The organism is Streptosporangium sp. DT93 (assembly GCF_049844535.1).
Lineage (GTDB): Bacteria > Actinomycetota > Actinomycetes > Streptosporangiales > Streptosporangiaceae > Streptosporangium.
Window position 1 is genome coordinate 1 of sequence record NZ_JBNCLF010000028.1, and the last position, 12,861, is coordinate 12,861.

At 72.9% G+C, this 12,861-nt stretch carries 9 protein-coding genes and 2 pseudogenes; 6 read left to right on the forward strand and 5 right to left on the reverse strand.

The window, feature by feature from the left end; all coding sequences use genetic code 11:
- A pseudogene (locus ACLQ2R_RS36430) lies at positions 1 to 704 on the forward strand (DNA-directed RNA polymerase subunit beta); the annotation flags it as partial.
- A gap of 93 nt (positions 705 to 797) precedes the next feature.
- Here the strand turns inward: ACLQ2R_RS36430 and ACLQ2R_RS36435 are convergent.
- Positions 798 to 1,535, reverse strand: coding sequence for a VOC family protein (locus tag ACLQ2R_RS36435; protein WP_425965973.1), 738 nt, complete (start codon positions 1,533 to 1,535; stop codon positions 798 to 800).
- Between the two features lie 195 nt (positions 1,536 to 1,730).
- On the opposite strand from ACLQ2R_RS36435, the gene ACLQ2R_RS36440 reads away from it, so the two are divergent.
- From ACLQ2R_RS36440 to ACLQ2R_RS36455, 4 genes are all read left to right on the forward strand, one after another.
- Positions 1,731 to 4,160 (forward strand): HelD family protein, encoded by a 2,430-nt coding sequence (locus ACLQ2R_RS36440; protein ID WP_425965974.1) that lies wholly within the window; start codon positions 1,731 to 1,733, stop codon positions 4,158 to 4,160.
- Positions 4,161 to 4,198: 38 nt separating this feature from the next.
- A complete protein-coding gene (locus ACLQ2R_RS36445; RefSeq protein ID WP_425965975.1) occupies positions 4,199 to 5,554 on the forward strand; it encodes a serine hydrolase domain-containing protein in 1,356 nt (451 codons plus the stop codon).
- A 113-nt stretch (positions 5,555 to 5,667) separates the two neighbouring features.
- The gene (locus tag ACLQ2R_RS36450; RefSeq protein ID WP_425965976.1) at positions 5,668 to 6,513 is read left to right on the forward strand and encodes a cytochrome P450; all 846 of its coding nucleotides are present in this window, start codon (positions 5,668 to 5,670) and stop codon (positions 6,511 to 6,513) included.
- Entirely contained in the window at positions 6,510 to 7,307 is a 798-nt protein-coding gene (locus ACLQ2R_RS36455) for an isocitrate lyase/PEP mutase family protein (protein ID WP_425965977.1), read from the forward strand. The genes ACLQ2R_RS36450 and ACLQ2R_RS36455 overlap by 4 nt, the downstream gene beginning before the upstream one ends.
- Here ACLQ2R_RS36455 and ACLQ2R_RS36460 read toward each other — a convergent pair.
- Together ACLQ2R_RS36460 and ACLQ2R_RS36465 are read right to left on the reverse strand one after the other, a co-directional pair.
- Positions 7,294 to 8,100, reverse strand: a complete 807-nt coding sequence (locus ACLQ2R_RS36460; protein WP_425965978.1) for an SDR family NAD(P)-dependent oxidoreductase — start codon at positions 8,098 to 8,100, stop codon at positions 7,294 to 7,296. The genes ACLQ2R_RS36455 and ACLQ2R_RS36460 overlap by 14 nt on opposite strands.
- Before the next feature lie 224 nt (positions 8,101 to 8,324).
- Positions 8,325 to 9,520 (reverse strand): annotated as a pseudogene (locus tag ACLQ2R_RS36465) (RNA-guided endonuclease InsQ/TnpB family protein); the annotation flags it as partial.
- Positions 9,521 to 9,669: 149 nt separating this feature from the next.
- On the opposite strand from ACLQ2R_RS36465, the gene ACLQ2R_RS36470 reads away from it, so the two are divergent.
- Positions 9,670 to 10,431, forward strand: a complete 762-nt coding sequence (locus tag ACLQ2R_RS36470) for an NUDIX hydrolase (RefSeq protein WP_425965979.1) — start codon at positions 9,670 to 9,672, stop codon at positions 10,429 to 10,431.
- A gap of 150 nt (positions 10,432 to 10,581) precedes the next feature.
- Here ACLQ2R_RS36470 and ACLQ2R_RS36475 read toward each other — a convergent pair whose 3' ends face one another.
- Complete coding sequence (locus ACLQ2R_RS36475) at positions 10,582 to 11,556, reverse strand: hypothetical protein (RefSeq protein WP_425965980.1); 975 nt, start codon at positions 11,554 to 11,556, stop codon at positions 10,582 to 10,584.
- Positions 11,557 to 12,018: 462 nt separating this feature from the next.
- Positions 12,019 to 12,744: a helix-turn-helix domain-containing protein gene (locus tag ACLQ2R_RS36480; protein ID WP_425966049.1), complete on the reverse strand. Its 726-nt coding sequence runs from the start codon at positions 12,742 to 12,744 to the stop codon at positions 12,019 to 12,021.
- Positions 12,745 to 12,861 lie beyond the last annotated feature (117 nt).

The following is a 12,861-nucleotide window of genomic DNA, read 5'->3' on the forward strand; positions in this document are numbered from 1 at the left end:
GCGGCTGGGACATCTCCGGCATCGAGGAGGCCTGGGCCGAACGCCTGCGCGACAAGGGCTTCGCCGAGGTCGACCCGTGGACGAACGTGGCGAGCCCGGTCTTCGACGGCGCCGGCGAGGAAGAGATCATCGGCCTGCTGGACAGCACCGTCCCCAACCGCGACGGCGACCGGATGGTGGGGCAGAGCGGCAAGGCCCGGCTGTTCGACGGCCGCTCGGGCGAGCCGTTCCCCTCTCCGATCGCGGTCGGCTACATCTACATCCTGAAGCTGCTGCACCTGGTCGACGACAAGATCCACGCGCGGTCGACCGGCCCGTACTCGATGATCACCCAGCAGCCGCTCGGCGGTAAGGCCCAGTTCGGTGGCCAGCGCTTCGGTGAGATGGAGGTCTGGGCGCTGGAGGCCTACGGCGCGGCGTACGCGCTGCAGGAGCTGCTGACCATCAAGTCCGACGACGTGCAGGGCCGGGTGAAGGTCTACGAGGCGATCGTCAAGGGCGAGAACATCCCCGAGCCGGGCATCCCGGAGTCGTTCAAGGTGCTCATCAAGGAAATGCAGTCGCTGTGCCTGAACGTCGAGGTGCTCTCCAGCGACGGTATGTCCATCGAGATGCGCGACACCGACGAGGACGTCTTCCGCGCCGCGGAGGAGCTCGGCATCGACCTGTCCCGGCGCGAGCCGAGCAGCGTCGAGGAGATCTGACGGTTCCCGTACGCGCCGTGCGGGGTGCCGGCCCGCGATCCGAGGGTCCTGCCGGGACACCGGCCGCGCCCTCGGTGACCGGGAGGTTCCGCGTCAGCGCGGGGTGAGGACGCAGAACTCGTTGCCCTCCGGGTCGGCCAGGACCGTCCACGGGACGTCGCCCTGGCCGAGGTCGACGTCGACGGCGCCGAGCGTCCGCAGCCGGGCCACCTCCTCCGCCAGGTCGTCACCGGGGTAGGGGCGAAGGTCGAGGTGGATCCGGTTCTTCACGGTCTTGGTGCCGGGGGTGCGGACGAAGTCCAGATACGGGCCGACGCCCTTGGCCGAGCGCAGCACCGCGTGATCGTCGTCCACCTCGTTCAGGGTCCAGTCCATCGCCTCGTCCCAGAACCGGGCCATGGCCCGCGGGTCGGCGCAGTCGACCACCACCCCGGCGATCGGCCCGGTGTCCAGCCGCATCTCCCGCGTCTCCAGGACGCAGAACTCGTTGCCCTCCGGGTCGGCGAGGCACACCCACGAGACGTCGCCCTGGCCCACGTCGACGGGTGTGGCGCCGAGCTCCTTCAGGCGCGCGACCAGCTCCGCCTGGTGCGCCGCCGAGGTGGTGGCGAGGTCGATGTGCACGCGGTTCTTCACCGTCTTGGGTTCCGGGACGGCGACGACGTCGATGTAGACCGCGGCCGGGTCGGGATAGGTGAGATCCTCGGGCTCGACGTTGGTCACGCCGGGTCCCTCGCCGGAGAGGCCCCAGCCGAGCGCCTCGGCCCAGAACCGGCCGACCGCCGCGTCGTCCCTGGCGTTCATCGCAATCTGAACAAGTCGCAATGCCATGACGCCGATCCTACGCGCGCGCAGATCAAGGAATCGTCCGTTTGCCGCACGTCGGCGTTCTCGGCTCCCCACGGGTGGGTGTCACCTCGGGATCGGCCGCGGTTCTCCGTCGATCACGGGAGATCCAGCCGGAAAGGGCTACACTAAGTGCGCGTCAAAAACAGGTAGCCCATTAGACAGGAGTCTATCAAAGATATGGAGCGTCGTCAACACGCCTCCCCTCTCGCCGAAGCGTTGCGCCTCGAACAGGCCCATGTCGGCAGGCTCTACGAACGTCTCGACACCGTCAGGCGGGAGACCGAGGTCGCGCTGCGCGCGGAGTACGCGCGCGGCGAGGCGGGCGGCCCGCGCCAGGCGAGGATCGAACGGGAGGTCGCCTCGGCCGAGCACGCCCGCCGCCTGGCACGGCTGTCCGCCGTCGAACGCGACCTGTGCTTCGGCAGGATCGACGACACCGGCGGCGAGACCCTCTACATCGGCAGGATCGGCCTGCGCGACGCCGACCGCGAGATCGTCCTCACCGACTGGCGTGCCCCGGCGGCCCGCCCCTTCTACACCGCCACGCCCGCCACCCCCGAGGGCCTGGTCCGCCGCCGTCACCTGCACCTGCGCGGCCGCGACGTGGTGGGACTGGACGACGAGGTGTTCGACCTGGACCGCCTGAGCGACGGCGACCGCCGCACGCTGGTCGGCGAGGCCGCGCTCATGGCCTCCCTGCGCCGGGGGCGCACCGGGCGGATGGGCGACGTGGTGGCCACCATCCAGACCGAGCAGGACCGGGTGATCCGCTCGGACCTGGCCGGCGCGCTGGTCGTCCAGGGCGGTCCCGGGACCGGCAAGACCGTCGCCGCCCTGCACCGGGCCGCCTTCCTGCTGTACGCCCACCGCGACGTCCTGGAACGGCGGGGCGTGCTGGTGGTGAGCCCCACCTCGCTGTTCTCCCGCTACATCGGCCAGGTGCTGCCCTCGCTCGGCGAGACCGACGTGGTGCTCTCCAGCCTGGGCGAGCTCCATCCCGGCGTGCACGCCGTCGCCGCCGACCCCCCGGCCGCCGCGGTCGTCAAGGGCGATCCGCGCATGGCCGGCGTGGTGGCCGCGGCGCTCGCCGACCGCCGGCGCGTGCCCGAGGGCGACCTGGAGGTGAGCATCCCGGTGCGGACCTCCGTACGCGACGGCATCGAGGTGGTGGTGGAGCGGATGACGCTGACGGTGGACCACGACACCTGCGTGCGCGCCCGCGACCGGGCCGCGAACGTGCGCCACCCGCACAACGTGGCCCGCGGGCTGTTCCTGGTCGACATGCTCAGGGCGCTGGCCGTGGACGAGGCCGTCCGGCTCGACGGCCCGCTGGAGGAGGACGACCTGCGCTACGCCCGCAAGGTGCTCTGGTCGCAGCCCGCGGTCCGCGAGGCGCTGGACGCACTGTGGCCGGCGCTCACCCCGGAACGGCTGATCGCCGACCTGCTCGCCTCCCCCGAGGCCCTGCGCTCGGCCGCCCCCGCCCTGTCCGGCGCCGAACGCGCCGCCCTGCTCAGGCCGTACGGCGGGCCCTGGACCGTCGGCGACGTGCCGCTGCTGGACGAGGCGGCCGAACTCCTCGGCGAGGACGACGACGTCGCCGCCGCCGCGGGCCCGGCCCTGCGTGAGGCCGGAGACGACGATGACGGCGCGGACGACGAGGAGCTCTACGCGCTGGGCGTGCTGGAGTTCACCGGCCTGCTGGAGGACGGGATGATGGTGGCCGGCGCGCTGGCCGACCGCCACCGCGCGCCCGCCCCGGCCCGGACCACCGCCGAGCGGGCACGCGCCGACCGGCGCTGGGCGTACGGGCACGTCATCGTCGACGAGGCGCAGGAGCTCTCGGCGATGGCCTGGCGGACCGTGATGCGCCGGATCCCCGCCCGGTCGCTGACCGTGGTGGGGGACATCGCGCAGACCGGCTCCGCGGCCGGGGCCCGCTCCTGGGGGGAGATGCTCGATCCCTACGTCAGGGGCCGCCGGCGGCAGGAGACGCTGACGGTCAACTACCGGACCCCGGTGGAGATCATGCGGGTCGCGGCGGACGTGCTGGCGGCCGTGGCGCCGGACCGGCACCCTCCCGAGTCGGTACGGGAGGGCGGGAGCCCACCCCGTGCCGTACGCCTCGACCTGGACGCCCCCCTCTCCCCCGGTGTCTCCCCCCGAGGACCGGACGACCGGGACGACACCGACACCGACATCGGCACCGGGGCCGGGGCCGGGGCCGGGGCCGGGGCCGGCACCGAAGCCGCTATGGGGGCCGCCGCCGGTCCCGGCGCGCTGGTGGCGCTGGTCGAGGAGGAACTGGCGGAGATCGGCGAGGGCCGCCTGGCCGTCATCGTCCCCGACGCCCGCCACGACCGGATCGCCGCACTCTTCCCCGCCTCCGGTGACGTCCTGGACTCCCCCGTCGCGGTACTGACCGTCACCGCCTCCAAGGGCCTGGAGTTCGACGCCGTGGTGGTCGTCGAACCCGCCGAGATCCTGACCCAGGCCCCCATGGGCGGCAACGACCTCTACGTGGCGATCACCCGGGCGACCCGGAGGCTGACGGTGACGCACCGGGGAGAGGTGCCCCCCATGCTCTCCGGGCTCGCCCGCCACTAGCCTGGGGGCACTTTTTTCACCTCGGGAGGAGCCCTCTGATGTCGCCGGTTCTGGAGAGTACGGCTCGGCTGCTGCTGCACAGGATCGCGGTGGAACAGTCGCGGGGCCGCCTGCCCTCGCTGACCGCCGCGGTGGTGCGCGACGGCGAGATCGCCTGGTTCGGCGCGCGTGGCCGGGTGGACGGGATCGTTCCCACCCCGAACACCCAGTACCGGATCGGCTCGATCACCAAGAGCCTGGTCGCCGCCGTGGTCATGCGCCTGCGTGACGAGGGGCGGGTGGACCTGCTCGACCCGATCGGCGAGCACGTGCCCGGCCCGCGGATCGGCGGGGTGACCGTCGCCCAGGTGCTCTCGCACACCTCCGGGCTGAGCGCCGAGTCGCCGGGCGCGTGGTGGGAGCGCACCCCGGGCGTGCCCGCCGGCGAGCTCCTGGACGGTCTCGGGCCCGAGACCGTCAAGCACCGGCCCGGACGCCGTTTCCACTACTCCAACCTGGGCTTCGCCCTGCTGGGCGAGCTGGTCGCCCGGCACCGGGGCATGAGCTGGGAGCGGGCCGTCCTGGAGGAGATCCTGCGGCCACTGGGCATGAACGACACCACGCCCCGGCCCCGTGCCCCGCACGCCCTCGGCTACGCCGTGCACCCCTGGGCGGACGTGCTGCTGCCCGAGCCCGAGCACGACGCGGTCGCCATGGCCCCGGCCGGGCAGCTGTGGTCCACCCCGGCCGACCTGGCCCGGTGGGCGGCGTTCGTGGCAGGCGACACCGAGGGCGTGCTCGCCCCGGACACGGTGGCGGAGATGCGCGAGCCCGCGACCGTGGACGACGGCGACGCCTGGACCTCCGGATATGGACTGGGCCTGCAACTGGCCCGCGCGGGCGGGCGCCGCCTGGCCGGTCACACCGGTTCCATGCCGGGCTTCCTCGCCACGGTGTGGGCCGACCCGTCCGACAAGGTGGGGGTGCTGTTCACCGCCAACTCCACGGCGGGGATCGGCCGCGGCCTGCTGACCGACCTGCTGGCGATCCTCGACGAGCACGAGCCGCACCTGCCCGAGGAGTGGAAGCCCGTCGCCGACACCGCGGGGCTGCTGGAGCTGACCGGCCCGTGGTACTGGGGTCCCAGCGCGTACGCGCTGCGGCTGCTGCCCGAGGGGGGTGTCTCCCTCAACCCCGTCGCGGGCACGGGCCGGGCCTCCCGGTTCACCGCCCAGGACGACGGGACCTGGCTGGGGCAGGACGGGTACTACGCGGGTGAGACGCTGCGCGTGGTGCGCCGGCACGACGGCTCGCTCAGCCACCTCGACCTCAACACCTTCGTCTTCACCCGTACCCCCTACGACCCGGAGGCGGAGGTGCCCGGCGGGGTGGACGAGGGCGGCTGGCGCGGCTGAGCGAGGGATGGACAAGGGCGGGCAACGGCGGCCGGTGGGGTGATCGCGGGGCACCGTGGCACGCGCGGACGTTTCGGCCGGCACCGAAACGTCCGGCCCCTAGCCTCTGGTCCATGACATCGGATCCCCTGGTGGTGAACCTTCATGCCGAGGTACGGGCCGTGCTGGCCGATCCCCGGTTCACCGTCGACCCCGTACCGCGCCCCCCGCAGGCACCGGAGGCGCCGACCGTGGCGTGGCTGCGCGGCGCCGTCGGCCGTTTCGCCGAGGGAGCCGAGCACGCCGCCCGGCGAGCCGCGGGTGAGGCGGTGCTGGCCGGGCTGGACCCGGGCACGCTGCGCGCCGAGGCCTTCCGGCTCGCCTCCCCGGAGGGAGGGCCTCTCCCCTGCCCCGTGGAACTGATCCCGGTGCTGGTGCTGGCCGTCGCGCTGGGCGTACCGGCCGAGGACGGGCCACGGGCCGTGGAGGCCGTCGCGGCGGTCGCCCCGCTGTACCTGCCGGTACCCGGAGCCGACGACGGCGGGGCGGCCAGGGAGGCGGCCGACGCGGGAGTGGCCCTGCTCTCACGGCTGCTGGGAGAGCCCGCCCCGGAGCGGCTGGCCGTGCTGGCGGGGTTGCTGGCCCAGGCGTGCGGCGCAACCGCGGGACTGGTCCGCGCAGCGCTGGCCGCCGGGAGGGCGGACACGGTGAACACGAGGGGCACGGTGGAGGGCCTGCTGGCCAGGACGCTGCGTGACGATCCTCCGGTCCGTGCCCTGCGCCGCAGGGCACCCGGCGGGCGGGAGGTGGTGCTCGACATCGCGGCGGCCAACCGCGACCCACGGGCGTTCCCCGAGCCGGGCCGGGCACCCGGGGACGAGCACGCCTCCCTGACGTTCGGCGCGGGCCCGCGGGCCTGTCCCGCCCGGCGGGTCGCGCTGGCCCTGGCCGCCGGAACGGTCGAGGCGGTGCTGCGATGACGTTCGCCCGTTTCGAGGCCCTGCACCACGGCGAGGAGCCGCTGCTGCTGCCCTGCGCGTGGGATCACGCCTCGGCGGCGGCGCTGGCGCGGGCGGGGTTCGCCGCGATCGGGACGACGAGCCTGGGGGTGGCCGCGGCGGCCGGCAAACCGGACGCCGTACGGGCGACCCGGGAGGAGACCGTGGCGCTGGCGCGCTCGATCGCCGGTCTGGGGGTGCCGGTGAGCGTGGACGTCGAGGACGGCTTCCACCGGAGCCCCGGCGAGGTGGCCGACCTGGTCGCCGAGCTGGCCGGTCTCGGGATCGCCGGGATCAACCTCGAGGACGGCCGGGGCGCCGGGCTGGCCGGGGTCGAGGCCCAGGCGCGGCTGATCGGCGTGGTCAAGCGGCGGGTGCCCGAGGTGTTCCTCAACGCCCGTACCGACGCGTTCTGGCTCGGCCTTCCCGGTGCCCCTGCGCTGGCGGCGGCGAGGGTCCGCGCCTACGCCGACGCCGGGGCCGACGGGGTGTTCGTGCCGGGCGCGAACACCGAGCGGGACATCGAGACGCTGGTCGCCGGGGCCGGGGTGCCGGTGAACGTGCTCGTCCAGCGGGAGATCCCGCTGCGCAGGCTGGCCGAGCTGGGCGTGGCCAGGATCAGCTACGGTTCGCTGCTGTTCCGCGCGGCGCTGCACGCCGCCGTCACCACGGCGCGGGACATCGCCGCCGGTGAGCCGGTCCCGGACGGCGTCCCCTCCTACGAGCAGGTGGAGGCGCTGCACCGGTACGGGCGAGGCGACCTCAGATCTCCTTGAGGAGTCCCGAGTCGACGGCGAAGTCCGCGCCGGTCGTGCTCGCCGAGCGCGGCGAGGCGAGCAGGGCGATCACGTCGGCGACCTCCTGGGGCTCGACGAGACGCCCGGTGGTCAGCCGCATCATCTCCACCGCGACGCGGTCCAGCACGCTGTCGCGGTCGGTGCCCGCCTGGGCGGCGATGATGTCGGCGGCGCCGCCCTCCTCGGTCCACCACGGCGTCCGCACCGGGCCCGGGGACACGGTGTTCACCCGGATGCCCTGCGGCGCGAACTCCTCCGACAGCGCCTTGGTGAGGTTGTTCAGCCCGGCCTTGGCCGCGCTGTAGTCGACGTTCATCGGGGCGGGCTGCCGGGCGCTGCCGGAGGAGACGTTGACGATCGCTCCCCCGCCCCGCCGGAGCATCGGGGGGACGGCAGCGCGGACGGCCCGTACGACCGAGAACAGGTTGAACTCGAACATCGCCCGCCAGTCGTCGTCGGTGGGGGTCAGGAACGAGAAACGCGGCAGGGAGACGCCGGGGGGCGGGCCTCCGGCGTTGTTGACCAGGATGTCCAGCCCGCCGAACTCCTCCACGGCCCGCGCCACGACCTGGCCGGGCGCCTCGGGGTCCATCAGGTCGGCCGGTACGTGCACGAGGTGGTCGCCGGCGAGCTCGTCCAGTTCGGGGGTGCTCTTGCGGGAGGCGGCCACGACGCGCGCCCCCTCGGCCAGGAGGGTGCGGGTGACGGCCAGGCCGATGCCCTTGGAGGCGCCGGTGACGACCGCGACGCGACCGGAAAGCTGCAGATCCATAGGTGTCCCTTCGCCGAGCCTCGATCGAGGCTCTCCACGTGGAGCCCGATGAGGGGCTTCTCACGCGGACAAAGCTAGGAGGGGGGCGCGATCGCGGGCTGGCGGGATTCAGACGAGCAATGAAGGCTGGATTCGGACCTCGTATCGCCGTACGGCCGACCGGCCCGGAAGGACCCGTGTGCGAGCTTGACATCCTCCCCTTCCTGAAGGGAGGGGATTCCCACGGTCGCCCGTGAGGGTTCCTGCTTCACCGCCGACCGCCCGCCCGAGAGGAGGACTCTCGTTGAGGTCTTACGTCAGCTCCACAGGCGTTTCACCTCTCCGCCGGCCCGGCGGCGAGGATGTTCTTGGCTGCGTTCACATCCCGGTCATGGCAGGCGCCGCAGGCACACACCCACTCCCGGACGTTGAGTGGCATGGAGTGCTGGAGGGCGCCGCACGCCGAGCACAGCTTCGAGGAGGGAAACCAGCGGTCCACCACCAGCAGCTCCCGCCCGTACCACTGCGCCTTGTACTCCAGCATGGTGCGCATCTGACGCCAGGAGGCGTCGGAGACGGCGCGGGCCAGGGTGTGGTTCCTGACCAGGTTGCGCACGGTGAGGTCTTCGATCACGACCGTTTGGTTCTCACGGACGAGACGCGTGGTGACCTTGTGCAGATGATCACGCCTGCGGTCGACGATGCGGGCATGCACCCGCGCCACCTTGAGTGTGGCCTTGGCCCGGTTCGCCGACCCCTTCTCCTTACGGGCCAGGCGCCGCTGAGCCTTGGCCAGTTTCCTGCGGTCGGCCCGCTCATGCCGAGGGTTGACGATCTTCTCCCCGGTGGAGAGCGTCGCCAGCGCCGTGATCCCCACGTCCACGCCGACCACGTTCGCGGTCGCGGGAAGCGGGGAGATGCGGTCCTCACACAGGATGGACACGAACCACCGCCCGGCCGCGTCCTTCGACACGGTCACCGTGGACGGGGCCGCCCCCTCGGGAAGGGGGCGCGACCACACCACGTTCAACGGCGTGTCCATCTTCGCGAGGGTGAGTTGACCGTCCTTCCAGCGGAAGGCGCTACGGGTGTACTCGGCGCTCGCGCGGGACTTCTTCCTGGATTTGAACGTGGGGTACCTGGCCCGTTTGGCGAAGAAGTTCGCGAACGCCGACTGCAGGTGGCGCAGCACCTGCTGGAGGGGGACCGACGACACCTCGTTCAGGAACGCGAGGTCGCCGGTTTTCTTCCACTCGGTCAGCGTGGCCGACGATTCGACGTAGGAGAGCTTCCGGCCTTCTATGGTGTAGGCGTGGGTGCGGTGCTGGAGGGCTTTGTTGTAGACCAGGCGGGCGCAGCCGAACGTGCGAGACAGCTCCGCTGCCTGCTCGTTCGTGGGGTGGAAGCGGAACGTGAAGGCCCGCTTCACGGTCTGTGCCATGCCTCGCACGATATGGCAAGGTCAGTTAGGTGGTGGGTGGAACGGGTGAAGCGGGTCGTGCGGGTCCAGGCACGCCCAGGCGCCGGAGCGCCTTCCCGCTCCCGTTTCCTCCCCGGCCTGAAGGCCGGAGTATCCATGGGAGTTATTCGATGACCGAGGCAGCGCTGAGACCCTCCGGGGCCGAACTCCTGGAGGTCCGCCGGCTCCGTCTCGTCGAGGGCGCCGTGCCGCGGGTGCCGGCCGACGAGCTGGTCGTCATGAACCGCGCGTGGGACGAGGCGGTGCGGGCCAACCCGAGCCTGTTCGACGGGCCGGTGGCGTCGTGCGCGGGGATGGAACGGGAGGGGCCGGACGGGCTGGTCCTGTCCTGGGTGAGGACGACCTACCGGCTCTACGCGCTGCGCCTGGTGCCGGGCGCCACGTCGTGGCTTCCGAACCTGTTCGTCAGCGTCGCGCAGCCGACGGACGACGGGCGCCTCCTGGTGGGGAGGATGTCGCCCTCCACGGCCGATCCCGGTCGCTGGCAGCTTCCGGGAGGGTCCGTCGAGCCGCCCGAGGAGTGCGCGGTCATCGACGAGGCCGTGCTCCGCCGGAACGCGGCCCGGGAGCTGGCCGAGGAGACCGGTGTCGAGACGGCACCCGGCGACCTGACCCGGTGGCTGGTCACGCGCGAGGGCAACGGGAACGTCGGCGTGCTGTTCCTGGCCCCCCGCCGGCCGGAGCGGTTCCTGCGTGAACGGTTCGCGGCCGTGGTGTCCCGCGAGAGGGCCCGGGGGCGTGACCCGGAGCTGGACCGGATCGCCCTCGTCGGCTCCCCCGCCGGCCTCGCGCGCCTCGACGGGCCGCACGCCGACCATCTGGAACCGGTCGTCCGCCGGTACAGGGGACTGCTCTCCGGGGGCCACGCCTGACCGCCCGTCACCGGGAACGGCCGCGGGCGGCCACGAAGATCGGCAGTGGGCCGTCCCGGGGCCCGTGCCCCCGTCGTGGCGAGCGGTCCCGTCCTCCGGAATCCCGGCCGTCACCGGGGCCCGACCGGCACCGCCACCGGGACCCCGCCGTCACGAGGGGTCGATCAGCACGTCCGCGCGCCGCGTGCGCCGGTACAGGACGCGCCGGCCGTCCCGGTGCCTGGCGACGAGCCCGGCACGGTGCAGGGCGCCCAGGTGGTAGGAGACCGTGCTGGCCGCCACCGAGTGCCTGCCCGCCAGTTCCGCGGTCGAGCGGGCGACCCCCAGGTCGGCCAGGAGGGCGGCGCGTGCGGTGCCGACAACCTCGGTGAGCTCGGCGGGGTCGCGGCGGCCGGTGACGCCCGCCCGGCAGGCCGGGTAGTACACGGTCACCTGCGCGGCGTCGTCGAGCTGGAACATGAGCTCGGTCCGGTTCAGGACGGTGGGCGTCAGCACGACGTCGTGGTCGGTCAGGTCGAGCGTGATGTCGTAGCGGCTGTCGATGGTCAGGGCGTCGCCGCTCCAGCCGGCCCTGGGGTGGACCTCGCTCAGCATCCGCCCGACCCCGTGCTCGGCGATGATCTTCGACCGTCCGGCGATGTCGTCGTCGAGGACGGACTGCAGCGACGGCCAGCCGTCGTGGAGCGCCTCGTGCCAGAACCGGTCGAGGCCGGCGGCGAGGCGCGGTTGCAGGCGCCCGGACTCGGCGAGCCGCCGGACCCGCGGGGACAGGGGACGACCCCAGTGCTTCTGGAGGCCGGACAGTACCTGGGCGTCGACGTCGTCCTGGCCGGTCGCCTCGATCTCGGCGATCTGGGTGTGGAGGATCTCCTTCCACGAGCCGGTCCGGGGTTTCGGTGTGAGCAGGTCCGGCGTGTAGTCGCGTCCCGCGGGTGGCAGGAGATCGACGACCAGCGCCACGTCCGGGTGCCGCAGGACGCCTCTGGCGGCGGGTCCGGGATCACCGAACACCGGGTGCCGCCGGCCGTCCGCGACCAGCTTCAGCCATTCCACGGCCTCCGCGACCGGAGAGACCGACAGCCGGGTCCTGCCCAGCGTCCGCACGCCGAACTCCAACCGGATCATGGCCAGACGATAACACCGGCGCCGTTGGATTCGAATCCCCTCGAATCGTTTCCGTGGCGGCGTGCGGGCGTTGTTCACTGGTGTCTCGCACGAGCGGCCATGACCGGCGATCGGATCCACCTCACCGGATCCGGCCGCGTGGTGTTCGTGCGCCGGGGTGTGCCCGCGCGCCGACGCGTGCGCACGCCCGGTGTCGCCCCGGTGGCCATGTGGCTCACCGGGTCGGGGGGGCGGGGGTCGGGGGGGGTGGGCCGGCGTGATCGGGAGGGGGCGGGGGACCCGATCGCGCCGGCCTTCCTCGGCGGGCGCCGGTGTGGTCGTGGACTCACCGCGGGGGCCGAGGACGACGGTGACCGGCGGGAAACCGCGGCGCCTTCTCCTGGAGAGGTGTGATCGCGCGCTCGGACCGCGCCGGGGCCGGTGGAGACCACACACCGGAACCTCCGTCGAGGCCGGAGCGGTTCAGTCCGGGGTCGCTCCGGGTTTCGTGTGGAGGATGTCGCGGGCATGGTCCGCGGCGCGGGCGATGCTCTCGGAGATGAATTCGACGAAGCGGGCGATGTTCTCCAGGCGGGCGCCGGCCGGGGTGCCGGGGCCGATGATGCCGACGCCCTGCCGGGCGATCTCGCCGAGGTGGGCGGTGGCGCGGGCACTGGCCATCGTCGACTGGTACATGACGTCGTCGTCGACGACGTAGCGCTCGCGTCGGCGTTCGTCGCGTTCCCGGCGGATGAGTCCCTGGCCCTCGAGGAACGTGATCGCCTTGGAGACGGACGCCAGGCTGATCTGGAGGCGGCCGGCGAGTTCGGAGGCGCTGAGGCTGCCGCTGTCGGTGGTGTAGAGACCGGCCAGCACCCGGGCCGTCATCCTGGGCAGGCCCGACTGCATGAAGACGGTGGCGAACACCTCCTCGTACTCGCGCACGGCCTCGGCGTCGCGTCCGTGCTCCTGCGGCGGCGTGCCGGGGGCCCGGGGCGCGGCGCCTCTGCGGCGGTGGGTGCGGTGTTCGGTGGCGCGGTGGGCCAGGTCGGCGCGGTAGGCGGTGGGGCCGCCGTTGCGCATCACCTCACGCGTGATCGTCGAGGTCGGGCGGTCGAGGCCCCTGGCGATCTCCGCGTAGGCGAGACCCTCGGCCAGCCCCAGGGCGATCTGACGGCGGTCCTGCTGGGTGAGTCTGCCTCCCGGCATCGCGGTCCCCCTCGTGGTCTCAGGTGTCCTCAGCATAGCGTTCATTCTCACGTCATTGCAACGTTCAGAGCAGTGATCATTGCATTAAATCCAAAGCCATTGCAACAGATTACTGGC